At 61.8% G+C, this 24563-nt stretch carries 15 protein-coding genes; 11 read left to right on the top strand and 4 right to left on the bottom strand.

What is annotated here, in order from left to right; all coding sequences use genetic code 11:
- Position 1: 1 nt before the first annotated feature.
- On the bottom strand, positions 2-1120 hold the full coding sequence (locus tag AC07RZ_RS04075) for a cell division protein ZipA C-terminal FtsZ-binding domain-containing protein (RefSeq protein WP_144738805.1): 1119 nt from the start codon (positions 1118-1120) through the stop codon (positions 2-4).
- Between the two features lie 358 nt (positions 1121-1478).
- Complete coding sequence (smc, locus tag AC07RZ_RS04070; RefSeq protein WP_494666988.1) at positions 1479-5009, bottom strand: chromosome segregation protein SMC; 3531 nt, start codon at positions 5007-5009, stop codon at positions 1479-1481.
- A 426-nt stretch (positions 5010-5435) separates the two neighbouring features.
- Between smc and dapC the strand changes: the two genes are divergently transcribed.
- The 11 genes from dapC to AC07RZ_RS04015 all read left to right on the top strand — a co-directional run bounded on the left by dapC (position 5436) and on the right by AC07RZ_RS04015 (position 16370).
- Positions 5436-6650 (top strand): succinyldiaminopimelate transaminase, encoded by a 1215-nt coding sequence (gene dapC, locus AC07RZ_RS04065; protein WP_494666987.1) that lies wholly within the window; start codon positions 5436-5438, stop codon positions 6648-6650.
- Positions 6651-6756: 106 nt separating this feature from the next.
- On the top strand, positions 6757-7584 hold the full coding sequence (dapD, locus tag AC07RZ_RS04060) for a 2,3,4,5-tetrahydropyridine-2,6-dicarboxylate N-succinyltransferase (protein ID WP_092396380.1): 828 nt from the start codon (positions 6757-6759) through the stop codon (positions 7582-7584).
- Positions 7585-7677: 93 nt separating this feature from the next.
- Positions 7678-8823, top strand: a complete 1146-nt coding sequence (locus tag AC07RZ_RS04055) for a PilT/PilU family type 4a pilus ATPase (protein ID WP_144738800.1) — start codon at positions 7678-7680, stop codon at positions 8821-8823.
- Positions 8824-8846: 23 nt separating this feature from the next.
- Positions 8847-9200, top strand: coding sequence for an ArsC family reductase (locus tag AC07RZ_RS04050; RefSeq protein WP_494666986.1), 354 nt, complete (start codon positions 8847-8849; stop codon positions 9198-9200).
- A 54-nt stretch (positions 9201-9254) separates the two neighbouring features.
- Positions 9255-10403 (top strand): succinyl-diaminopimelate desuccinylase, encoded by a 1149-nt coding sequence (dapE, locus tag AC07RZ_RS04045; RefSeq protein WP_494666985.1) that lies wholly within the window; start codon positions 9255-9257, stop codon positions 10401-10403.
- On the top strand, positions 10400-10627 hold the full coding sequence (locus tag AC07RZ_RS04040; protein ID WP_494667040.1) for a hypothetical protein: 228 nt from the start codon (positions 10400-10402) through the stop codon (positions 10625-10627). The genes dapE and AC07RZ_RS04040 overlap by 4 nt, the downstream gene beginning before the upstream one ends.
- A 136-nt stretch (positions 10628-10763) precedes the next feature.
- The gene (prmB, locus tag AC07RZ_RS04035; protein ID WP_494666984.1) at positions 10764-11648 is read left to right on the top strand and encodes a 50S ribosomal protein L3 N(5)-glutamine methyltransferase; all 885 of its coding nucleotides are present in this window, start codon (positions 10764-10766) and stop codon (positions 11646-11648) included.
- A gap of 122 nt (positions 11649-11770) precedes the next feature.
- Entirely contained in the window at positions 11771-13777 is a 2007-nt protein-coding gene (locus AC07RZ_RS04030) for an ATP-binding cassette domain-containing protein (protein ID WP_494666983.1), read from the top strand.
- Positions 13735-14640, top strand: coding sequence for a Rossmann-like and DUF2520 domain-containing protein (locus AC07RZ_RS04025; RefSeq protein WP_494666982.1), 906 nt, complete (start codon positions 13735-13737; stop codon positions 14638-14640). Before AC07RZ_RS04030 ends, AC07RZ_RS04025 begins: the two co-directional genes overlap by 43 nt.
- Positions 14641-14789: 149 nt before the next feature.
- Positions 14790-15593 (top strand): cystine ABC transporter substrate-binding protein, encoded by an 804-nt coding sequence (locus AC07RZ_RS04020; RefSeq protein ID WP_092396364.1) that lies wholly within the window; start codon positions 14790-14792, stop codon positions 15591-15593.
- 114 nt (positions 15594-15707) lie between these two features.
- Complete coding sequence (locus AC07RZ_RS04015; RefSeq protein WP_494666981.1) at positions 15708-16370, top strand: amino acid ABC transporter permease; 663 nt, start codon at positions 15708-15710, stop codon at positions 16368-16370.
- 9 nt (positions 16371-16379) lie between these two features.
- Here AC07RZ_RS04015 and ppk1 read toward each other — a convergent pair whose 3' ends face one another.
- Both ppk1 and AC07RZ_RS04005 read right to left on the bottom strand, forming a co-directional pair.
- The gene (ppk1, locus tag AC07RZ_RS04010; protein ID WP_494666980.1) at positions 16380-18434 is read right to left on the bottom strand and encodes a polyphosphate kinase 1; all 2055 of its coding nucleotides are present in this window, start codon (positions 18432-18434) and stop codon (positions 16380-16382) included.
- A gap of 230 nt (positions 18435-18664) precedes the next feature.
- A complete protein-coding gene (locus AC07RZ_RS04005; RefSeq protein ID WP_494666979.1) occupies positions 18665-24241 on the bottom strand; it encodes an autotransporter domain-containing protein in 5577 nt (1858 codons plus the stop codon).
- Positions 24242-24563: the final 322 nt, after the last annotated feature.

Here is a 24563-nt window from a genome sequence, read left to right as displayed (position 1 = left end):
GTTAACTGAATAGACGCAAAGCCCGAATCGAGCCGGCTGGAATTTCAGCGGCATCCATTTCACGGTAAAAGGCATCGACCTGGCCGGCAATCTCGGCCAGCTGGACATCGGCCAGCGGCTGGTTGCTGTCGTCGACCAGCACGCCGCCAAGGCGCGCAGCCAACGAACGTGCGCAGGCCACCATGGCGCCGTAGCCGTCGCGGTCAGGCGCAACCCGCGGCACGTCGAGCAGCAAGGTCAGGCGGCTGGTGGTTTCCGCCACCGCGCTGGCATTGGTGGACAAGGAGAACAGCAAGCCGCCCTCGCCGTCCGACATCACCATGCGGCCTTCCGGCCGGGCGTCGAAACCCTGGCGGGTCAGCGCCGCCAGCAAGGTGCTGATGGCCCACGGGGCGCCGTTGGACTGGATATTCACGCCCAGCTGGGCATCGTGTTCCACCACGAACTGATGCAGGGAACGCGCCGTGTGCATCACTTCCGACATGTCCGGCAAATCCGGTTCGGCGCCGAGGTCGTCGGCGATCTGGCGCAAACGGGTGACCAGCTCGGAATATTCGATTTCGTTCAGCGGATTGGTGCGGTTGGCCAGCTGCACGCCGGCCAGCAAGGTGCTGTAGATGCCGCCGTGCGCCACCGGCTCCCACTCGCCGTTGGCGTCTTCGCCGATGAAATGGATAGGCTTGTTGCCGACATGGCGCAGGGTTTGCAGCGCCGGCAAGGCTTTGTCGCCGCGCACCGGCGCTTCCAGCGCCAGCGGAATCGCGCAATCGATCAGTTCGTCCACCGGCAGGTCCTTGCGTGCCGCAGGCGCCGCGGCAGTCGCCGGATTGCCGAGCTGCGGCTCGATGGCCTGCTGCTCCGCGCTCTGCTCCAGGTCGTCGCGCGGCAGCGCGTCGGCGTCAAGCTCGCTGTCGAACAATTTCGGTTCATGCCGGGCCGGCGCTTCGCCGCTGTCTTTCCCGGCGGCTTTGCCGGGGGTCATCAGGACATCGTCATGCGATCCTGAAAACGCCCGCTCGACACTCTTCTTGGCTTTGTATTCCTGCCACTTGTTATAGGAAATGACGCCGACAAGAAACGCGCCTCCGATGATAAACAGGCTTGCTTGTAAATCTGTCATTCTGCTGATGCCTTAATAGCGGACGCTGCCGAGCAAGCGGCGAACGCGCTGTGAATTCGCGATTGAAATCGAGGACTGGTCATTGATTGAATCCGAGGAAAAAACACTTCTAAAATAGTTGTCAGTGACCGCGTATATGGTTATTTCTTATTTAAAACCCAAAGTACTCCCCATCAAAACCATTTTTTCTTATAAAAACAATACAAGTATTACTGTATATACCGCCAACGTAAAAATATTGAGACAATTTTTTACAATATATTGCATTACGACCAGAAATTCAGCTTAGTGGCGTCTAAAAAAGTTGTCAAGCCGGCCAAGCTTCGATGACAGCCCGCCCGCGACCTTGGTTTTCCGCTTAAGCGGCCACGGCGTCGCTGGCAAAACTCCTGGCCGCTTCCATGTCGACCGCCACAATCCGCGACACGCCCTGCTCCTGCATCGTCACCCCGATCAGCTGCTGCGCCATTTCCATCGCGATCTTGTTATGCGAAATGAACAGGAACTGGGTATTGGCCGACATCCGCTTCACCATGTTGCAGAAACGTTCGGTATTGGCATCGTCAAGCGGCGCATCGACCTCGTCCAGCAGGCAGAACGGCGCCGGATTCAGCTGGAACATCGAAAACACCAGGGCCGTCGCGGTGAGCGCCTTTTCACCACCGGACAGCAGGTGGATCGTTGCATTCTTCTTGCCCGGCGGCTGCGCCATGACCTGCACGCCGGAGTCGAGGATTTCGTCGCCGGTCATGATCAGCTTGGCCTGGCCGCCGCCGAACAGGATCGGGAACAGCTCGGCGAAATGGTGGTTGACCTTGTCGAACGTATCTTGCAGCAAGTCGCGCGTTTCCTTGTCGATCTTGTGGATCGCATCCTGCAGCGTATTGATGGCTTCGGTCAGGTCGGCGTTTTGCGCATCCAGGAAATTCTTCCGTTCGGACGCCTGCGCCAGCTCGTCCAGCGCCGCCAGGTTGACCGCGCCCAGGCTAGCGATGGCATTGGTCAGGCGGGTAACTTCACCCTGCAGATACGAGGGCCGCATTTCAGCGGTCAGCTTCTCGCTCAAGGCGGCTTCGTCGGCTTGCGCTTCGAGCAGCTGCTGCACGTACTGTTCCTGGTTCAGGCGCGCGGCCTGCTCTTTCAGCTGCAATTCCATGATGCGCTCGCGCTGCGGCTGCAGGCTGCGCTCGGCTTGCAAGCGTGTTTCTTCATGCTGGCGCAGGTTCTGCGATACCTGGTCCAGCTCGTGGCGGGCATCGGCCAGCGCGCGTTCCTGTTCGCTACGCTTGTCCAGCAAATCCTGCAGGCCGGCTTGCGCCGCCTGGTCGTCCAGGCTTTCCAGCTCCAGGTGGCCCTGCTGCATGTTGGCGAACAGCTGCGCCGCCTGCTCCAGCGCGGTGGCGATGCTGCGCTTGAGTTCTTCGATCTTGTTGCGGTGGGATTTTTCAGCGAACTCGGCTTCTTGCGCCGCACGCTCCATCTCGCGCAGGCGCTGGCGCGCATCGTTGAGCTGCTGTTCTTTGCCGAGGTAATCGGTCTGCCCGTCTTCGTGTTTTTCCTGCAGCTCCGCCAGTTCCATGTCCAGCTGCTCGAACTTGGCTTCCGATTCCATCTTGACCTGCTGCTGCTCGCTTTCCTGCGCGGCGATTTCAGCCAGGTCGGAAGCAATCTGCGAGCTGCGCTGGTTAAAGCGCTCCTGCAGCTCGGACAATTTCATGACATCGATCTGCAAACCGTGCACTGCCTGCGTCAGGCCGGCATGGCGCTGGCGCATTTCCTGCAAACGCTGGGTGGCCTGCGACAGCGCCGCCTCCGCGCGCACCGAACGCGAGCGGGCTTCGTCGGCCAGCATCTGCTGCGCGCGCAGCTGCTTGGTGATGTTTTCGATTTCCTGCTGGCGCGCCAGCATGCCGTCCTGCTCCGAATCGGAAGCATAGAAACGCACGCCGGTCTTGCTGATGATGTGGCCCTGGCGGGTCACAAAGCTGGCTCCCAGCGGCAGCTTGCTGCGCTCGGCAAAGGCGGTCACGGTGTCGTCGGCGGCGTAGAAGTTGTGCAGCCAATCCTGCATCAATACCCGCAAACCCGGATCGTTCAGCTGCAGCAGGTTCAGGAAGGGCTTGAGGCCGGCGGGTGCTTCAATATTGCCGGCCGGCGCCACGCCGTTCGGCGAGAACAGGGCCAGTTTGGCCGGCGGCGCATCGTTGAAGAAGGCTTTGGCCCAATCCAGGTTCGACATCTCCAGCGCCGAAGTACGTTCGCGCAGCACCGATTCCAGCGCGGTTTCCCAGCCGCCGTCGATATGCAGTTTTTGCCACAGGCGCGGCAATCCCGCCAGCTCGTGCTTTTGCAGCCAGGGCTGCACCTTGCCTTCGGTCTGTACGCTTTCCTGCAATTGCTTGAGCGCCGTCAGGCGCGCTTCCAGCTGCGCGTTGTTGGCGCTTTCGGTGTTCACCTGCTGCTGCGCGTCGCGCCGCTCTTCTTCCAGGCGCGGCTGCTGTTCCTGTACTTCTTCCAGCTGCATGCCGACTTCTTCCAGCCCGGCCTGCTTCTCTTCGAGCTGCATGCGCAGGTTGGTCAGGTGCGCATTGTCCGGCAGGTTCAAGCCGTTCTTTTCCTGCGCCAGGCGTTCGCGCCGGCTGCCCAGGCCGTTCAAGATATTCGAGGCGTTGCGCTGGTGGGTGGATTCGAGTTCGATCTGCTGCTGGATCTGCATGATCTGGCCGCGCGACTCGGTGCTCTTCAGCTGCGCCTCGCGCCAGCTCTGCTCCAGCGCCGGCAGCTGGTCGTTGTGCTGCTGCGACGCTACTTGCGATTGCTCGACCCGCGCCGCCAGTTCTTCCAGGTGCATCTCGGCCTCGACCAGGTCGTCCTGGAACTGGCTGCCCTGGCGCTGCCACTGGTCGCGCTGCGCGGTCAGGGAATTGAGCTGGGACTGCAGGCGGTTGCGCGACTCGATGACAAACTTGATCTGCGCTTCCAGGCTGCCGATTTCGGAATTGGTCTGGTACAGATGGCCTTGCGCCTGGTGCATGCGGTCGCCGGCGGCATAGTGCGCCTGGCGCATGTGCTCCAGCTCGGTTTCGACATGGCGCAGCTTGGCGGTCTGCTCTTCCAGGTCGAGCTGGGCTTTTTCAATATCGCGGAAATGTTTTTCCTGCTCGGTCTTGGCCTCGTTCTTGCGCAGCAGCCACAGCAGTTTCTGCTTTTCTTCCTGGTCGCCTTGCAGCTCATGGAATTTCTGGGCGACGGCCGCCTGCGACTGCAGCTTCTCCAGGTTGGCGTTGAGCTCGCGCAGGATGTCTTCGACCCGCACCAGGTTTTCGCGGGTGTCGTTGAGCCGGTTCTCGGTTTCGCGGCGGCGTTCCTTGTACTTGGAAACGCCGGCGGCCTCTTCCAGGAAAATCCGCAGCTCTTCCGGACGCGCCTCGATGATGCGCGAAATCATGCCCTGGCCGATGATCGCGTAAGCGCGCGGGCCGAGGCCGGTGCCGAGGAAGATATCCTGGATGTCGCGCCGCCGCACCGCCTGGTTGTTGATGTAATAAGTGGACGTGCCGTCCCGCGTCAAGGTGCGCTTGACGGCGATTTCCGCATACTGGCTCCATTGCCCCGCGGCTTTGCCGAGGCCGTTGTCGAACACCAGTTCGACCGATGAACGGCCAGCCGGCTTGCGGTGCGAAGAACCGTTGAAAATGACGTCCTGCATCGATTCGCCGCGCAGCTCGGAAGCCTTGGATTCACCCAGGACCCAGCGCACCGCATCGATGATGTTGGACTTGCCGCAGCCATTAGGTCCGACCACGCCGACCAGCTGGCCGGGGACCTGGAAATTGGTGGGATCGACGAAAGACTTGAATCCTGATAATTTAATGGAGGTTAGACGCACGTTATCGACAGTTCTTATCAAAGTCGGCGAAAAAGCAGCCGCCACACTTCACACTATAAAAACGAGGAAAAACCTCGCAGGAGGTCGACATCATAACATTCCGCCCCGCCATATATGCGATCCGATGGCCGTCATGGGCCGGAAATATGATTGTTACTTTAACGGCAAAACCTGTGCCGATTAACAGACCGCCGCACAAGAAGGATGAGCTTCCATTTTGTAGACGCAGCGCCAAAAAAGTTCAAGAAGACAATGGAAAGCCGAAAAAATCATGCGGAATCTGCTTTTCTCATTCGCAAAACCCGGCAATGCCAGCGATCAAAGCCGCACTTCTGTATATAATGCAAACAGCGCAATCCTGCCTTTTGCAGCCGTTTTCCCCTTTCCATTTTTGTTATTCATCCGTCCTTATTTGCCAACCGCCACGTGAATCCATTACTAGACCGGCTGCAGCCGTATCCGTTTGAAAAACTGCGCGCCCTATTCGCCGGCGTCACGCCCAATCCTGCGTACCAGCCCATCAGCCTGGGAATAGGCGAACCCAAGCACCCGACCCCGAAATTCATCCAGCAAGCCCTGGCCGACAACCTGAACGGCCTCGCAAGCTATCCCAGCACCATCGGCGCGGAACCCTTGCGGGCGGCGATTGCCGGCTGGCTGGAGCGCCGCTATGGCTTGCCGCCGCTCGATCCGGCCAGCCAGATCCTGCCGGTCAACGGTTCGCGCGAGGCGCTGTTCGCGCTGGCGCAGACGGTGGTCGATCCTGCCCAGCAGGATGCGCTGGTGATGTGTCCCAATCCGTTTTACCAAATCTATGAAGGCGCGGCCTACCTGGCCGGCGCCCAGCCGTATTTCGTCAATTCCGACCCGGACCGCAACTTCGCCCCCGATTATCGCGGCGTGCCGGACGATGTCTGGCCGCGCGTCAAGCTGCTGTACCTGTGCTCGCCCGGCAATCCGACCGGCGCCGTGCTGTCGCTGGAGGACTGGAAAGAACTGTTTGCGCTGTCGGACCGCCACGGTTTCGTGATCGCCGCCGACGAGTGCTATTCCGAGATTTATTTCAAGCCGGAAGCGCCGCTGGGCGGGCTGCAGGCGGCCCACATGCTGGGCCGTGAGGGTTATCCGCGCCTGATCGCCTTTTCCAGCCTGTCGAAACGCTCTAACGTGCCGGGCATGCGCTCCGGTTTCGTCGCCGGCGATGCCGCCATCCTGAAGAAATTCCTGCTGTATCGTACTTATCACGGCGGCGCCATGAGCCCGCCGGTGCAAGCGGCTTCGGTCGCCGCCTGGAACGACGAAACCCACGTCGTCGAAAACCGCGCCAAATACATGGCTAAATTTCAACAAGTCACCCCCGTGCTGCAAACCGTGCTGGATGTGGCGCTGCCGGACGCCGGCTTTTACCTGTGGGCCAAGGTAGGCAGCAAGGACAACAAGTCGGCAGCAATCTCCGACACCGACTTCGCCAAGCGGCTGTATGCCGAATATAATGTAACGGTATTGCCCGGCAGCTATCTGGCGCGCGACGCCCATGGCAGCAATCCGGGCCGGCAACGCATCCGCATGGCGTTGGTGGCGGAAGTCGAGGAGTGCCTGGAGGCGGCGCAACGCATCGCAGCGTTTTGCCACGGCCTCTAGCCTGCGGCTCCGGGCAGCCTGATCCTGCGTATTGCGCCATGGCGATGTACTTTATGCACCGTCATGGTCAAATTCATGTTTTTAAACTTTCAATCAACGAATAATCATGACTCAATCCTTGCAAGCATTTATCGACCAAGCCTGGGAACAGCGCACCGAATTCTCGCCTAAGACAGCGCCGGCCGACGTCCGCGAAGCCGTCGCCAAGGTCATCGCCGAACTCAACCAGGGCACATTGCGCGTCGCCGAAAAAACCGACGGCAACTGGGTGGTCAACCAATGGATCAAGAAAGCCGTGCTGCTGTCGTTCCGCCTGGAAGACAACCTGCCGATGCCAGCCGGCGACAACATGCAGTTCTACGACAAGGTGCCCACCAAGTTCGCCAGCTACACCGCGGAAGATTTCGCCAAGGGCGGTTTCCGCGTGGTGCCGCCGGCGGTTGCCCGCCATGGCAGCTTCATCGGCAAGAACGTCGTGTTGATGCCGTCCTATGTCAACATCGGCGCGTATGTCGATGAAGGCACCATGGTCGACACCTGGGCTACGGTCGGATCCTGCGCCCAGATCGGCAAGAACGTCCACCTGTCCGGCGGCGTCGGCATCGGCGGCGTGCTGGAACCGATGCAGGCCAACCCGACCATCATCGAAGACAACTGCTTCATCGGCGCCCGCTCGGAAATCGTCGAAGGCGTGATCGTTGAAGAAAACTCGGTGATCTCGATGGGCGTCTACATCGGCCAGTCGACCAAGATCTATGACCGCGCCACCGGCGAAGTCACTTACGGCCGCATCCCGTCGGGTTCGGTGGTGGTGTCGGGCAGCCTGCCTTCGGCGGACGGCAAATACAGCCTGTATTGCGCGGTTATCGTCAAGCGCGTCGACGCCAAGACGCGCGCCAAGACCGGCATCAACGAACTGCTGCGCGAAGCCTGATTCAGGCAAGCCCGGGCTTGACGTAAAAATACGCAAGCCCGTTGCAATTTCATAATAATAATTTGCACTTTTCTTGCACCGAGGAGTTTTTTGATGGCAATGGATCGCTTGTTTCGTCTGATGCAGGAGAAGGAAGCATCGGACATGTTCTTGGCGCCGGGTTCGCCGATTCATCTCAAGATCAAGGGCCAGATGGTCCCGGTCAACCAGCAGACCATGGACGATAACACGATCCAGATGCTGCTGAAGGAAGTGCTGCCGGCCGACCGCCTGCAGGAACTGGAGCGCAACAACGAACTGAACCTCGGTTTGCCGGTGGCCGGCGTCGGCAGTTTCCGGCTGTCGGCGTTCCGCCAGCGCGGCAGCATCTCGGCCGTGATCCGCTATATTCCCTATGAAATCCCGGCTTTCGAAGAGTTGCGCCTGCCGCCTGCCCTGACCGAGCTGATAGGCCGCAAGCGCGGCCTGCTGCTGGTGGTCGGCGCCACCGGTTCCGGCAAGTCCACCACCATCGCCTCGATGCTGGACTATCGCAACAAGACCCAGGCGGGCCATATCCTGACCCTGGAAGATCCTATCGAATTCCTGTTCCAGAGCCATCGCTCCATCGTCAACCAGCGTGAAATCGGCAGCGACACCACCGACCTCAACGGTGCCCTGAAGAACGCCTTGCGGCAGGCGCCGGACTGCATCCTGATCGGCGAAATCCGCGACAAGGCCACCATGTCGGCCGCCATGGCTTACGCCCAGTCGGGCCACCTGGTGGTATCGACGCTGCATGCCAACAATACCTATCGCGCGCTGAACCGCATCATCAGCTTTTATCCGCTGGAGAACCGGCCGGCGCTGCTGGAAGACCTGGCCTCGACCCTGGCGGCGATCGTGTCGCAGCGGCTGGTCACCACCGTCACCGGCGAACGCACGCCGGCAGTGGAAATCATGCTCAACACCCGCCACGTTTCCGAACTGATCGAAGAAGACAACATCAGCCAGATCAAGGAAGCGATGGAGAAGAGCCTGGCGCCTGGCTCGCAGACCTTCGAGCAAGCGCTGATGCAACTGATCGACGACGGCATCATCACCCAGGACGAAGCGCTGGCGCACGCCGATTCGCCAAGCAACCTGTACTGGCTGATCAATAACCACACGCCGAGCTCCAAAAAGAACGCGATGCCGGTGCTGCCGGAACCGGAACGGGTCGAAGGCGCAACCTTCACCGAATTCACGCTCGACCTGTAAACACTTTCACCCGCACGCAATCCATGGCAATTACTCTGTACGGCATTCCCAACTGCGACACGGTCAAGAAAGCCCGCACCTGGCTCGAAGACCAAGAAATCGCGTACACATTCCACAATTTCAAGAAAGACGGCGTCAGCGCGGAGCTGGTCGCCACCTGGCTGAAGGACATCCCCTGGGATACCCTGGTCAACCGCAAGGGCACTACCTGGCGCGGCCTGCCGGAACAGCGGCGCAACGGCATCACCGACGGCATCAGCGCCACTCCCCTGATGCTGGAACTGCCGTCCGTCATCAAGCGGCCGGTGCTGTTCACCGGCAAGCAAGCGTATGTCGGCTTTTCGGATGCGCTGTACCAAGAGATATTCAGCCAATAAGTCGAGCCGCCAAGCTCTACACAAGACACAACGGAAATGCCGCACACAACCACAATGAGCAACCATAGCAAAACCCTGGCGCTGGCCGAACAGCTGATCGCCCTGTCGTCCGTCACGCCGCAAGACAAAGGCTGCCAGGCGCTCCTGATCGAACTGCTGGCGCCGCTCGGTTTTGCCTGCGAAACCATCCAGTCGGGCGACGTCACCAACCTGTGGGCGCGCAAGGGCGCGACGCGGCCGCTGCTGGTGTTTGCCGGCCATACCGACGTGGTGCCGACCGGCCCGCGCGAACAATGGCAATCCGATCCTTTCCTGCCCAGCCACCGCGACGGCAAGCTGTACGGCCGCGGCGCCGCCGACATGAAAACCTCGATTGCAGCGATGGTGGTGGCGGTGGAAGAATTCACCCAAGCCCGTCCCGACCATTCCGGCTCCATCGCCTTCCTGATCACCAGCGATGAAGAAGGCCCGGCTACCGACGGCACCGTGGTGGTCTGCGAAAAGCTCAAGGCGCGCGGCGAACAGCTCGACTACTGCATCGTCGGCGAACCGACCTCCAGTTCGACGCTGGGCGACATGATCAAGAACGGCCGCCGCGGCACCATGTCCGGCAAGCTCACGGTGAAGGGCATACAGGGCCACATCGCCTATCCGCAGCTGGCAAAGAACCCGATCCACCTGGCGGCTCCGGCCCTGGCGGAACTGGCCGCCGAAAAATGGGACGAAGCCAACGAATATTACCTGCCGACTTCCTGGCAGATGTCGAATATCCATGGCGGCACCGGCGCCTCCAATGTGATCCCGGGCGAAGTGGTGATCGATTTCAACTTCCGCTTTTCCACCGCCAGCACCGTCGAAGGCTTGCAGCAAAGAGTGCATGCGATCCTGGACAAGCATGGCCTGGAATACACCCTGGCCTGGACCGTAGGCGGCCGGCCGTTCCTGACGCCGCGCGGCGCGCTGAGCGACGCCATCGCCTCCGCCATCAAGGCCGAAACCGGCATCAATACCGAGCTGTCCACCACCGGCGGCACCTCGGACGGACGTTTCATCGCCCAGATCTGCCCGCAGGTGATCGAATTCGGGCCGCCCAACGCCAGCATCCACAAGATCGACGAACATGTTGAAGTGCAGTTCATCGATCCGCTGAAGAACATCTACCGCCGTACGCTGGAGAACCTGTTGCCACCAGCCTCGGCATAAGAGCTCGCGCGTACGATCCGGCCCTTCCCAGACTGGACGGCAACCATGCCCAAGCCCGGCTGGCCGGCTTTATCCTGCAACAAGAACAACAGAATATGCTCGAATTCAAGGATAAGGGCGGCCGGCGCATCGACGATCCCCACGCGCTGCGCAGCGGGGCGGCCGATCATGTCCGGAAGGCCTTGGACACACTCAGATATAATGCGGTCTTGACCAAATCCTGACAAGATAGCGCCGATACCCGGCTTATTCAGCCGGCCGCGCCCATCCAGCCTGGCATTTCCGTTAGAATCCGCCTGACATTTGCAAAGCGCCACGCCCAGGCGCTGCATCACCAGCCTTACTTTTACAGCCCGTGCCATGACACCACAATCCTTTACCACCATCCGCGACTTGCTGCGCTATGCAGTGACCCGTTTCAATACTGCCGGCCTGTTCTTCGGCCATGGCAGCAGCAACGCGCTGGACGAGGCGGCCTACCTGATCCTGCATACGCTGAAGCTGCCGCTGGACAAGATTGAACCGTTCTTTGACGCCCGCCTGCTGCCGCATGAAATCGACGCCGTGCTGCAGGTCATTGAAAGGCGCAGCACCGATCGCGTTCCTGCCGCCTACATCACCAATGAAGCCTGGCTGGGCGATTACCGGTTCTATGTCGACCAGCGCGTGATCGTGCCGCGCTCGTTCATCGCGGAACTGATTCCCGACCATTTCTCGCCGTGGCTGCAAGACCCCGAGGCGGTCAGCAACATACTGGAACTGTGCACCGGCTCCGGCTGCCTGCCGATCATGCTGGCGGACGCTTTCCCGCAAGCGCATGTCGATACCGCAGACATCTCGGTCGATGCGCTGGCCGTAGCGCGCCGCAATGTCGACGACTACGAACTGCAGGACCGCATCACGCTGATCGAATCCGACCTGTACAGCAAGGTGCCGGCAAAAAAATACGACCTGATCGTCACCAACCCTCCATATGTCAATTCCGGCTCGATGGGCAAGCTGCCGCCGGAATACCTGCGCGAACCGCACATCGCCCTGGCCGGCGGCGACGACGGCATGGACCTGGTGCGCAAGATTGTCGCCGGCGCCAAGCAGCGCCTCACCGCAAACGGCGTGCTGGTGGTCGAAATCGGCAACGAGCGCGCCTTTGCCGAAGCGGCATTCCCGGACCTGGAAATGACCTGGGTCTCGACCAGCGCCGGCGACGACATGGTATTCCTGCTGACCGCAGACCAGCTGCCGTAAGCGGCACGGGCGCGGCGCCCCGACAACAGTAAATAGCAAGATCATCACGACCTGCATGTCGTTTCAACCACATGCATGGCCACTCATTTAGCAAGATAGTTAGCAGATAGCAGATAGCAGACATGATACGTTTTCAACAAGTTTCCCTGATGCGCGGCATCAAGCCTTTGCTCGACAATGTCGACGTCACCCTCAACCCGGGCGACAAGATCGGCCTGATCGGCGCCAACGGCGCCGGCAAGTCCAGCCTGTTCGGACTGCTGCGCGGGGAACTCCATGCCGACCTGGGCGAGATCGACTTTCCGTCGAAATGGCGCATGGCCTACGTTGCCCAGGAAACCCCGGCGCTGGACCGCCCGGCGATCGAATACGCTATCGACGGCGACGTCACCCTGCGCCGGCTGGAAGAAGAACTGGCGTTCCTTGAAAGCGAACCGGAGAGCACTTCCAACGGCATCCTGATCGGCGAACTGTACAGCGCCCTGGCCGATGCCGATGCCTACACGGTGCGCTCGCGCGCCGAACAGCTGCTGACCGGCCTCGGCTTCTCGCTGGCGCAGATGGACCAGCCGGTAGCCAGCTTCTCCGGCGGCTGGCGCATGCGCCTGAACCTGGCGCAGGCGCTGATGTGCCCATCCGACCTGCTGCTGCTCGATGAACCGACCAACCACTTGGACCTGGACGCCATCATCTGGCTGGAAGACTGGCTCAAGCGCTATGCAGGCACACTGATCATCATCTCCCATGACCGCGATTTCCTGGACGGCGTGGTGAATGTGATCGTGCATATCGATGAACGCAAGCTGAAACGCTATTCGGGCAACTACTCCTCGTTCGAACGGCAACGTTCCGCGCAGCTGGAACTGGCGGCCGGCACCCTGGAAAAGCAGATGCGCCAGCGCGCCCACCTGGAGTCGTTCATCAACCGTTTCAAGGCCCAGGCCAGCAAAGCGCGCCAGGCGCAAAGCCGGATGAAAGCCTTGGCCAAGATGGAAGAACTGGCGCCGCTGCGCGCGGCAGCCGAGTTCTCGTTTGAATTCCGCGTGCCGCTGAGCGCGCCGAACCCGCTGCTGGTGATGGAAGATGTGAGCGCCGGCTATCGCACCGAAAGCGAGACCAGCCACGATGTCACTGAAAAAGTGATCGTCTCCGGCATCAACTTCTCGCTGCAGATCGGCCAGCGCATCGGCCTGCTGGGCGTCAACGGCGCCGGCAAATCGACCTTCATCAAGACCATCGCGGAAGAACTCAAGCCGTTGCGCGGCGACGCCCAGTTCGGCAAGGGCCTGTCGATCGGCTACTTTGCCCAGCACCAGGTGGAAATGCTGCGCCATGACGAATCGCCGCTGTGGCACATGGGCAAGATCGCGCCGACAGTACGCGAGCAGGAGCTGCGCAATTTCCTCGGCAGCTTCAATTTCAACGGCGCCATGGTGACCAGCTCGATCGCACCGTTTTCCGGCGGCGAGAAAGCGCGCCTGGCGCTGGCGCTGATTGTCTGGCAACGCCCCAACCTGCTGCTGCTGGATGAGCCGACCAACCACCTGGACCTGGAAACCCGCGAGGCGCTGACCATGGCGCTGGCGCAGTTCGAGGGCACGCTGGTGCTGGTGTCGCATGATCGCCACCTGCTGCGCGCCACTACCGACCAGTTCATCATCGTCGCCGACGGCAAGGTAGCGCCGTTCGACGGCGACCTCGACGATTACAAGGACTGGCTGTTCAAGACCAAGCTGGCGGCCAAGAACAGCGCAACCGATGCTGCGCTGCCAAAAGCCAGCAGCAAGGCCACCATCGCCAGTGCGGTAGCGCCGGCAGCCGCGGCTCCCGCCGACAGCGCCGACCGCCGCGAACAGAAACGCGCCGAAGCGGAAGCCCGGCAAAAGCTGGCGGCGCAGAAAAAGCCTATCGAAGCACGCATCAAGCGCCTCGACGAACAGATCGCCAAACGCAGCGCACAGAAGCATACTGTCGATACGCGCCTGGCCGATCCGGAAATCTACGATAAAGACAAGAAAAAGGAATTGGCGACGCTGCTCGCCGATCAGGCGTTTTACGCCAAGGAACTGACGCAACTGGAGGCGGAATGGCTGGAACAGCAGGAAGCACTGGAGCAACTGGGCAGCTAGGCGCAATGCAGGGCGGCAGCGAACGCCGTCCGCCAACCCTGAGCATCATCGGCTGCGGCAAGGTCGGCCGCACCCTGGGCCGGCTATGGCACGACAGCCGCGCTTTTTCCCTGCTCGACATCCTCAACCGCACCGCCGCCAGCGCACAAGAGGCCAGCGCCTTCATCGGCGCCGGCAGCGTAGTGGCTTCCTATGACGGCCTGCGCAGCGCTGACGTCTACCTGGTCGCCGCCGGCGACGACCAGATCGCCGCTTGCTGCAGCGCCCTCGCCGCAGCCGGAAAATTGCAGCCAGGCAGCATCGTATTCCATTGCAGCGGCGCCCTGTCGTCGCTCGAACTCGCCGCTGCTTCCGGCCATGGCGCTGCAGTCGCCAGCATCCACCCCATCCGCAGCTTTGCCGTGCCACAGCAGGTAGCCGAGCATTTCACCGGCACCTGGTGCGGCTGCGAAGGCGACGCCGCCGCCCTCGCCGTCCTCGGCCCGGCGTTCAGCGCCATCGGCGCCCAGCTGGTGGATATCCATCGTGAGCAAAAGACCCTGTACCACGCTGCCGCGGTCTTCGCGTCCAACTACCAGGTGACGCTGATAGACGTGGCGCAACAGGCTTATGTTGCCGCCGGCATTGCGCCCGAACTCGCCTTGCAGCTGATCGCGCCATTACTGTCCGAAAGTGCGGCCAATGCCTTCCGGCTCGGTCCCGCCGCCGCCCTTACCGGCCCCATCGCGCGCGGCGACGCGGCTACCGTCGCCAGGCAATACCAGGCAGTCCAGCAATGGCGGCCGCAGGTTGCCGGGCTGTACCGGCAGTTCGCTGCGTTGACTGCCGACCTGGCCCTGCGCAAGAAAAACGGCAAACCATAAATTGCACGGACAACCGATAGCTGATATTTTTCTGAAATGCAAAGACAAAAAGTGCATATAGAGTGGCAAAACGGTCATTTCACATTTGCCGGGGAAAACGCTTAACATAGTCGTCAGCTAGCAGTGCCCACCAACCAAAAGGAAAAAAAATGGCCACCACACTGTCCAAACTCAGCAAGATTGCTGCAGCGATACTGATCACCGGCGTCACGCTCAATGCGTTCGCGGCTGACCTGCTGGATACCGTCAAATCCCGCGGCACCCTGAAAGTGGCGATGGAAGGCAACTATCCGCCGTTCAATTTCAAGGATCCGAAAAGCGGCGAACTGACCGGATTTGAAGTCGACGTCGCTAAACTGCTGGCGGCCAAGCTTGGCGTGAAGCCGGAATTCACGACCACCGAATGGAGCGGCATCCTGGCCGGCCTCGGCGCCGGCAAATACGACGTCATCCTGAACCAGGTCGGGATTACCGAAGCGCGCCAGAAAGCCTTCGATTTTTCCCAGCCGTACACCCTGTCGACGGCGCAGCTGATTGTGCGCAAAGACGAGAAGCGCAGCTTCCCTACTTTGGAATCGCTGAAAGGCTACAAGCTTGGCCTGGGCCAGGGCACCAACTTTGAGCAGAAAGCCAAGGCGGTCCCCGGCATCGACGTCAAGACATATCCCGGTTCGCCGGAATACCTGGCCGATCTGGCCAGCGGCCGCATCGATGCCGCCTTGAACGACCGGCTGCTGGTCGGCTACCTGCTGAAGAGCTCCAGCCTGCCGCTGAAAGCCGGCGCCACCTTCGGCGACATCGACAAGATCGGCATCCCGTTCCAGAAAGGCAATCCGAAATTCGAGGCCGCGCTGAACAAAGCGCTCGACGAGATCCTGAAAGACGGCAGTTTCAAGCAAGCGTCCTTCAAGTGGTTCGGTTTCGATGTTAGCAAAGCGCCATCAGCGCAGTGACAACGCATTGATAACGCATTGATAATTTTTGCGCTACACTCCTGACACCCACCATCCCCGCCCGCCGCGGGGATGTTTTTTTAACCTGGGAAGTCCGGATTTAACAGAGACCTTATGGAATTACTGGATTTGCTGCAGCAGGCGGCGCCGACCCTGTTCCAGGGCCTGGGCTACACCCTGGTGTTTGCGGTAGCGTCGATGCTGGGCGGGCTGCTGCTCGGTTTTCCTTTGGCGATTGCGCGGATCCTGCCGTCGCGCCTGGCGCGCTGGCCGGCCAGCATATATGTCAGCCTGATGCGCGGCACGCCGCTGCTGGTGCAGATCTTCGTGATTTATTACGGCCTGCCCAGCATCGGCATCAGTTTCTCGCCGCTGACCGCGGGCATCCTGGCCTTGAGCCTGAATGCCGGCGCCTATTTGTCGGAGAGCCTGCGCGGCGCCATTCTCGGCGTGCATGCAGGGCAATGGTCGGCCAGCTACAGCATCGGCCTGAACTATTGGCAGACGCTGCGCTACATCGTGATCCCGCAAGCGGTCCGGATTGCGGTGCCGTCGATGAGCAATACGCTGATCAGCCTGATCAAGGATACCTCGCTGGTATCGGTCATCACGGTGACAGAACTGATGCTGGCCACCAAGGAAATCATCGCGGTGACATTCCGTCCGCTGCCGCTATACCTGGCCGCCGCGGCGATCTACTGGTGCCTGAGCCTGTGTTTCGAGCGTTTGCAAAGCCGCCTGGAAAGCAAGCTGGGACAGGCCCACAAATCCAATTAAAAACGCAAATCAGAAACGCGACAGCAGATCGATCTGGCTGACCAGAGGCGTGGCGTCGCCAGGGTCGGCCCTATGGTAGCCGCCGTCGCTGTCCATGTCCCAGGCCGACGCATTGTCCTGTAAATGCACCAGCAGGCTCTCTTCGATCACGCGCCGCTTGAGCTTGCCGTCGAGGATAGGGAATGCGGTTTCGATGCGGCGGAACAGGTTGCGGTCCATCCAGTCGGCGCTGGACAGCATCACGTGCTCCTCGCCGTCGGCATAAAAATAGAAGACCCGGTGATGCTCAAGAAAGCGCCCGATGACCGAACGCACCTTGATGTTTTCCGACAAGCCCGGCACGCCGGGCTGCAAGGCGCATACGCCGCGGATCAGCAGCTGAATCTTGACGCCGGCCTGTGACGCCAGGTACAAGGCTTCGATCACCGTCGGCTCCAGCAAGGCATTCATCTTGGCGATGATGTAGCCTTGCTTGCCGGCCTTGGCGGCGTCGACTTCCTTCTGGATCGCATGCAGCACATTCGCGTGCAGGGTGAACGGCGATTGCCACAAGCGCTTGAGCGCTACCTGCTTGCCGAAACCGGTCAGCTGCTGGAACACGTTGTGCACGTCTTCGCAAATCTTGTCGTCGTTGGTCATCAAGCCGAAGTCGGTGTACAGGCGCGCGGTTTTCGGATGATAGTTGCCGGTGCCGAGATGCACGTAACGCTTCAACCTCATATGTTTGGCGTGGCGCTTGCGGCGCACGATCAGCAGCATCTTGGCATGCGTCTTGTAGCCGAACACGCCGTACACCACATGGGCGCCGACCGCTTCCAGCTTGGCCGCCCAGCCGATATTGGTTTCTTCGTCGAAACGCGCCATCAGCTCCAGCACCACCGTGACTTCCTTGCCGTTCTTGGCCGCCTGCATCAAGGCGCTCATCAGCGGCGAATCGTTGCCGGTACGGTAAATGGTTTGCTTGATAGCCAGCACATCGGGATCGATCGCCGCCTGCTGCAGCAACTCCAGCACCGGCTGGAAACTTTCGTAGGGATGATGCAGCAGCACGTCCTGCTGGTCGATGATGTCGAACACCGAAGCGCCGGTGACAAAGGCTTTCGGCAGCACCGGCGCATGCGGCGTGAATTTCAGGTCGGGCCGGTCGACCAGGTCCGGCAAAGGCATCAGGCGCACCAGGTTGACCGCGCCGTTGACCCGGTAGCAATCGCCAGGCGCCAATCCGTTCTGGTTGAGCAGGCGCTGCACCAGCGAAGCCGGCGTGCCGTCCGCCACTTCCAGGCGCACCGCATTGCCCAGCTGGCGCGTCGGCAGCTCGCCTTGCAGCGCCAGCCGCAGGTCGGTGACCTCGTCCTCGTCGACAAACAGGTCGCTGTTGCGCGTCACGCGGAACTGATAACAGCCGCCGATGGACAAGCCCGGAAACAGCTCACCGACAAAACGCTGCATGAAACTGCTGAGCAGCACAAAACCGTAGGCGTGCGCCGACAAATGCTCCGGCATCCGGACCAGGCGCGGCAGCACCCGCGGCGCCTGCACGATAGCCAGTTCGGTCTCGCGGCCGAAGGCGTCCTTGCCGCTCAGCTTGACCGCGAAATTCAGGCTCTTGTTGAGCACCCGCGGGAACGGATGGGCCGGATCGAGGCCGATAGGCGTCAGCACCGGCAACAGCTCGGTCTTGAAAAATTCATGCGCCCAGGCGGTCTGCTCTTCATTCCACTCGGATTCCTGGTAGAAAGCGATGCCCTCTGCGTTCAGCGCCGGCAGCAGCACATCGTTGAACAAGGCATACTGGCGCGCCACCAGTTTCTGGGCGCGCTCGCTGATGGTGCTGTACGCATGCTGCAGCGACATGCCGTCCGGCGTCACGCCATCCACCGCCACCCGGATCTGCTCCTGCAGGCCGGACATGCGAATCTCGGAAAACTCATCCAGGTTGCTGCTGGTGATACAGACAAAACGCAGCCGTTCCAGTAAAGGGACCGCAGGGTCTTCGGCTTGCGCCAGGACCCGCTCGTTAAAGGCAAGCACGCCGAGTTCGCGATTGAGCAATGGGAAAGTCATGGTCTGGTCAGAAAATGGTCGGAGGGAAGGACACGGGCGGATTTTTCAGCAATTACCAATATGGCAATCCTGATTGTAAGGATCGAATGTGACGCGGGAATGACAAGGAGAAAGCCAGGCAGACAGGCTCGGAGGCTGGCAGACGATCACCTTGCAGATGCGGCTGTCCCGGTGTTTCCGAGATGAAGCCGCAAATGCGAGGCGGTTTTCAGCTACGCAAAATCACGCCGTCAGAATTTCCACGCGATGTTTGCCTTGATGGCGTTATCCCTTACCTTGTCGCCGAACTGACCCGCATATCCCAGTCCCAGCGTTGCGCTCTTGCTGATGCTGACGTCGATCCCCGCTTCCACCAGCATGGCGTCGCGCGCTACCGGCACGCCCGTCACCGCGAATGACGCAGCGGCGTTGCTCTTGAACGCCAGCTCCGCGGTCGGCGTCACGCCGCCGAATGCGTGGCGCCAGCCGACCGTGCCGCGCGCCGTGACGCTTGAACCGGGCGCGCCGAGACGGGTTGCCGCCCTGACCCCCAGCGTGGAGAAGGTCACATCCTGGCTGTTGCTCTTGCCGCTCAGGGCTGCGGCGCCGCCGTTTTCACTGAAGCCGCCGGTATGCAGGTTGACATACGCCAGGCCGGCAAACGGCTCCAGCGCAACCTGGCCTGCCGCGATGGCGTAGCCCAGTTCGCCGAAAACCTGGGTGGTGTGGGCATCGTAGCTGGACTTGGCGCTGTCCGAGAAGCCTGGGAATACGATGGTGCGGTCGGTATCCAGCTTGTTCCAGGTATACGCCGTTCCCAGCCGTACGCCGAGTGCGCCGAACTGGGCGTCGCCGTATAGCGCCAGGTGGTAGCTGTCGACTGAACCCGAGCCGTTGGAGCGGCTGGTGTCGAACGAGGTGTGGCCGATACCGCCGGCGACGCCGGCCCGCCAGGTATCGTTCAGCGGCGTATCGACGCCGACGATGAAGCCGCCGCTGCTGCGATTCACATTGGCGACGCCGTTTTCTCCATCCAGGTTGCTCTTGGCGCCATACACCTGGCCCCAGACAACCCGTGCATTGCGCCGGTCGTCGCTGCACGCGTTATCGGCGCGCAGCTGGTCGTTCTGCCGGGTCGCGCTGTCTGCCGTGCAGGTGGCCGAGCCGCCGCCGGAAAGTGCCGACAAGGTGCCTGAACGCGCAGCCGAACCCTGGCGGGCACGGGCCGTGACCGCGTCCCTGATGTAGCGGCTGTCTTCCAGGAAGACGCTGCGCGCGCTGGCGTGAATCTCGCCGGACAGGCTGTCGAACGCCGCTTGCGCGGATGCCAGGCCAAGCGAGGTGATGGTGTCGTAAATCGTGTTGCCGCCGCCGAGGATGGTGACGGCGTTTGCCACGCTTTGCTGGTTCGGCGTGGCGGCCGCCTGCTGGAACGACACATTGTTGCGCAACAGCTGCAGGAATACATTATTGGCGCCGTAGCTCAGGCTGGGGGTCAGGAATACCAGGTTCGACGTCACCCCGGAAAATGCGCCGCTGACACCGCCGGCGGCGGTAAGAATCGTGTAGTTGTTGGTCGGCTTGTAGTCTCCGATCGCCGCCAGCACCTGCACCGTGCCGCCGCTTAATGTAGTGCTGCCGGCGACGCTGACCAGGTCGCTCTGTTGTGGCGTGACCTTTACCTGGTAAATCGATCCGGGCGCAAAGGCTGCATTGCCGGCGACAGTCAGGCTGCCGATAGGCTGGCCGGCGCCTGCAATAGCGGCGGTGCCGCCGCTATTGACCAGCAGTCCGCCGATGGTCCCCGGTCCCTGGACGGTTGCGCCGCTGTTCACCGTGACAGTCGAGTTGGCGATCGACCCGCTTACCGCCAGCGTGCCGCCATTCACTGTGGTTGGCCCGCTGTAAGTGCTGGCGCCGCTCAAATCCAGCACCCCCGCGCCCAGCTTGACTACGCTGCCGGTGCCGCTGATCACGCCGCCATAAGTGATATTGTCGGAGCGGTTGAACACCAGTGTGCCGTTGTCGACCATGTTGCCGACGATGCTGCCTGTGGTGCCGCCGTTCCCGACCTGCAATGTGCCGGCATTGATGGTGGTGCCGCCGGTGTAGGTGCTGGCGCCGGTCAGGGTTTCAGTACCGGTACCCTGCTTGATCAGACCACCCGTGCCGCCGATCGCGCCGCCGAAGGTCTGGTTGGTCGCATCGCCGAAGGTCAGTGTGTTGGCGCCCAAGGCCACTGTGCTGCCGGCTACGCCAGCCAGCGAACCGATGGTCTGGTTGCCGCCGGCGGAAATATCCAGGCTTGCGCCGGCGCCTGCAACGTTGACTGCCACGGTCGGCGCCAGGCTGCCGCCGGCGCCAATGGCCAGCGTGCCGGCATTGATCGTGGCGCCGCCGGTAAAGGTATTGGCGGCCGTCAGGGTTTCAGTCCCTGCACCCTGCTTGACCAAGCCGCCCGTGCCGCCGATGACGCCACCAAAAGTCTGATTAGTCGCATTGCCGAAGGTCAGTGTGTTGGCGCCCAAGGCTACCGTGCTGCCTGCCACGCCAGCCAGCGAACCGATGGTCTGGCTGCCACCCGCGGAAATATCCAGGCCGGCGCCAGCTGCGGCGACGTTGACTGCCACGCTCGGCGCCAAGCTGCCGCCGACGCCCAATGCCAGCGTGCCGGCATTGATGGTTGCGCCGCCGGTGAACGTATTGGCGCCGGTCAGGGTTTCAGTACCGGCACCTTGCTTGATCAAGCCGCCCGTGCCGCCGATTGCGCCGCCAAAGGTTTGGTTGGTGGCGTCGCCGAAGGTCAAGGTATTCGCGCCCAGGGCCACCGTACTGCCGGCTACGCCAGCCAGCGAGCCGATGGTCTGGTTGCCGCCGGCGGAAATATCCAGGCCGGCGCCAGCCGCTGCAACATTGACCGCCACGGTCGGCACCAGGCTTCCGCCTGCGCCCAGGGCCAGCGTACCGGCGTTGATCGTCGCACCGCCGGTAAATGTATTGGCGCCGGTCAGGGTTTCCGTACCGGTGCCTTGCTTGATCAAACCGCCCGTGCCGCCGATCGCGCCGCCGAAGGTCTGGTTGGTCGCATCGCCGAAGGTCAATGTGTTGGCGCCCAAGGCCACTGTGCTGCCGGCCACGCCAGCCAGCGAGCCGATAGTCTGGTTGCCGCCGGCGGAAATATCCAGGCTTGCGCCAGCGCCCGCAACGTTGACTGCCACGGTCGGCGCCAGGCTGCCGCCGGCGCCTAATGCCAGCGTGCCGGCGTTGATCGTGGCGCCGCCGGTAAAGGTATTGGCAGCCGTCAGGGTTTCAGTGCCTGTGCCCTGCTTGACCAAACCCCCTGCGCCGCCGATGATGCCACCAAAAGTCTGATTAGTCGCATTGCCGAAGGTCAGTGTGTTGGCGCCCAAGGCTACCGTGCTGCCTGCCACGCCAGCCAGCGAACCGATGGCCTGGTTGCCGCCTGCGGAAATGTCCAGGCCTGCGCCAGCTGCGGCGACGTTGACTGCTACGGTCGGCGCCAGGCTGCCGCCGGCGCCAATGGCCAGCGTGCCGGCATTGATCGTGGCGCCGCCGGTAAATATGTTTGCTCCAGTCAGGGTTTCCGTGCCGGCGCCTTGCTTGATCAAACCACCCGTGCCGCCGATGGCGCCGCCAAAGGTTTGATTAGTCGCATCGCCGAAGGTCAGCGTATTCGCCCCTAAGGCCACCGTGCCGCCGGCCACGCCAGCCAGCGAACCGATGGTCTGGTTGCCGCCTGCGGAAATATCGAAACCGGCGCCGGCGCCCGCAACGTTGACTGCCACGGTCGGCGCCAGGCTGCCGCCGGCGCCAATGGCCAGCGTGCCGGCGTTGATGGTGGCGCCGCCGGTGAACGTATTGGCGCCGGTCAGGGTTTCAGTGCCGGCGCCCTGCTTGATCAAGCCGCCCGCGCCGCCGATCACGCCGCCATAGGTTTGATTGGTGGCGTCGCCGAAGGTCAGGTTATTCGCGCCCAGAGCCACCGTGCTGCCTGCCACGCCAGCCAGCGAACCGATGGTCTGGTTGCCGCCGGCGGAAATATCGAAACCGGCGCCGGCGCCCGCAACGTTGACTGCCACCGTCGGCGCCAGGCTGCCGCCGGCGCCGATCGCCAGCGTGCCGGCATTGATCGTGGCGCCGCCGGTGAAGGTGTTGGCGCCGGTCAGCGTGGCAGTGGTGCTGCCATTTTTCACAAGGCCGCCGGCGCCGGAAATAACGCCGCTCAAGCCAAGGTTATTGCTGCCCGCCAGGGTCAGGTTCGCTCCGCTAGCCAGGCTGATGTTGTTGCCCAGCGTCAGTCCGATGCTGGTATCCAGTGTCGCATTGCCCCCCACGGCCAGGGCCCCGCTGCCGATAGCCGTCGCGTTCCCCAGGGTCAGTCCGCCGGCGTTGAGGTTGGTGTTGCCGCTATAGTTATTGGCGCCGGACAAGGTCAGCGTCCCGCTGTCGTTCTTGGTCAATCCCCCGGCGCCCGAAATGATGCCCGATATGGTCAGCCCGCTGGCGCCCTGGACCGTGAGTCCGCTGCCTTGCAGGTTGAAGGCATTGCCAAGGTCGAGCCCGCCGGCAGTGGCCTGGATCGCGCCGCCGTTCACCGAAACTGCACCGGTGCCGAAGGATGCCGAATTGTCGAACAGCGCGAGGCCGCCGTTCAGCGTCGCATCCTGGAATGTCTGCGCTCCGCTCAGCGTCCAGCTGCCACTGTTGAGCCCGAGGTGCTGGAAGTTGATATAGGTGCCGCTGGTAATGGTGCCCGAGCCGGTGCTGCCGCTGCCGGTGCCGGTTGCTGAATTTTGCAGGAGCAAGGTGTTGTTGCCGCCGGCGCCGCCGTCGATTGTCCCGGTTGCGGCAAACCCGAGGTTCAGGCCGGCCACGCTCAGCAGGTTGAGGCCCAGGCTGCCGCCTGAATCGACAATGGAGCCGGTCACCGCGGTAAAGGTATTGCTGCTGTTGGCGCCCATCGATACGCTGCCGCTGATGGTCCCGGAATTGATGAATGTATTGCCGGTGCCGGCAGTGCCCGAAGCCTCGAACGCAACCCGGCCGTTGATGGTGCCGGTGTTGACGAAGTTGACCTGGCCGCCGCCGTAGGCTGCGACCACCGGCGCATCGGATGCCAGCACCGAAACGCCTAGCAGCGGCGAGCTGCCGATGGAGCCGGTATTGGAGAGATTGCTGACGCCGCCGGTGCCGTTCTGCACCGCCAGCGCGACACCGTTCAAATTGCTCAGGCTCACCCCCAGCAAGCCGCTGGTGCCCTTCATGGTGCCGCTATTGTTAACGGTGACAGTGCTGGCCGCGGCATTGCCGATCACGGTGCCGGTCGATAACAGGCTGGCCGCTCCCAGCAGCGACGGATCTATGGTGCCTGCGTTATTCAGCGTGACATTGTTGCCGGTCAAATTCATGGCCGTGCCAAGCAGGCCCAGCAACACGCCGGCGCTGGCGCCGGTGTTCACGTTCACTGTCAGGTTATTGGCGGCGCTGCTGAACGAGGGCGCCAGCAGCGATGCGGCGCCGGCGCAGGTGACCGTGGCGCCGGCGGCCGGATTGGCCGGGGTGCAGTTGGCCCAGACTGCCGAACCGTTCAAGGCAAAAAAGCCGCTGGTCGCCAGTGCCAGCAGCGCCGGCAAACGCCTCAGCTGCGGAGCTGCGTCGTCGTGGCCGGACAGGCCGCTGGCGGCGCCGGCCGGAGCAGTCGACAGCAGCAGGTTGGAGGCTCCCTTGCCATTGGCCTTGGCAAGCTCCGATGTCACTACCAGCGCACCTTGTGTTTTGCTCCATACCAAACGATAGGTCTTGCTCATCACGTTCTCCGGAAAAATACAAAAAAACAGGCAAAAAGGAGCCCTCAACGCCGGGAACAGTCCGTGGCGAAGGAAATCGGCGTAAAAAACAGGGATGTAGTCTCAGTCTGGATTGAGACCAAGCATGCCTGGTGCAGCGTTGCCCGTTCGGCTAAGCACTGCCGGCGATGCTTTGGAGGCGGCTTATCCCCAGCGCATTGCAGCTGCAACAAAACTTTCTATGAGGCTGCACCTTGCCTGGATGACGAAGTACGCATGGGGAAAAGAGATATTTTCTGTGACCGGGTAAGTCCGTGTTGCCATGGCTGACTCCAATTGCTAG

The sequence above is a fragment of the Collimonas sp. GW821-FHT07E08 genome (assembly GCF_059418905.1).
The sequence above is the reverse complement of the archived record's forward strand: the minus strand, read 5'-3'. Positions and strand labels throughout refer to the sequence as shown.

What these genes read in the sequence shown, in the direction of transcription:
- AC07RZ_RS04075 (WP_144738805.1), bottom strand. Translation starts at nt 1,120, where the DNA reads ATGACAGATTTACAAGCAAGCCTGTTTATCATCGGAGGCGCGTTTCTT.
- dapD (WP_092396380.1), top strand. Translation starts at nt 6,757, where the DNA reads ATGACTCAATCCTTGCAAGCATTTATCGACCAAGCCTGGGAACAGCGC.
- AC07RZ_RS04055 (WP_144738800.1), top strand. Translation starts at nt 7,678, where the DNA reads ATGGCAATGGATCGCTTGTTTCGTCTGATGCAGGAGAAGGAAGCATCG.
- AC07RZ_RS04050 (WP_494666986.1), top strand. Translation starts at nt 8,847, where the DNA reads ATGGCAATTACTCTGTACGGCATTCCCAACTGCGACACGGTCAAGAAA.
- dapE (WP_494666985.1), top strand. Translation starts at nt 9,255, where the DNA reads ATGAGCAACCATAGCAAAACCCTGGCGCTGGCCGAACAGCTGATCGCC.
- prmB (WP_494666984.1), top strand. Translation starts at nt 10,764, where the DNA reads ATGACACCACAATCCTTTACCACCATCCGCGACTTGCTGCGCTATGCA.
- AC07RZ_RS04030 (WP_494666983.1), top strand. Translation starts at nt 11,771, where the DNA reads ATGATACGTTTTCAACAAGTTTCCCTGATGCGCGGCATCAAGCCTTTG.
- AC07RZ_RS04025 (WP_494666982.1), top strand. Translation starts at nt 13,735, where the DNA reads ATGGCTGGAACAGCAGGAAGCACTGGAGCAACTGGGCAGCTAGGCGCA.
- AC07RZ_RS04020 (WP_092396364.1), top strand. Translation starts at nt 14,790, where the DNA reads ATGGCCACCACACTGTCCAAACTCAGCAAGATTGCTGCAGCGATACTG.
- AC07RZ_RS04015 (WP_494666981.1), top strand. Translation starts at nt 15,708, where the DNA reads ATGGAATTACTGGATTTGCTGCAGCAGGCGGCGCCGACCCTGTTCCAG.
- ppk1 (WP_494666980.1), bottom strand. Translation starts at nt 18,434, where the DNA reads ATGACTTTCCCATTGCTCAATCGCGAACTCGGCGTGCTTGCCTTTAAC.
- AC07RZ_RS04005 (WP_494666979.1), bottom strand. Translation starts at nt 24,241, where the DNA reads ATGAGCAAGACCTATCGTTTGGTATGGAGCAAAACACAAGGTGCGCTG.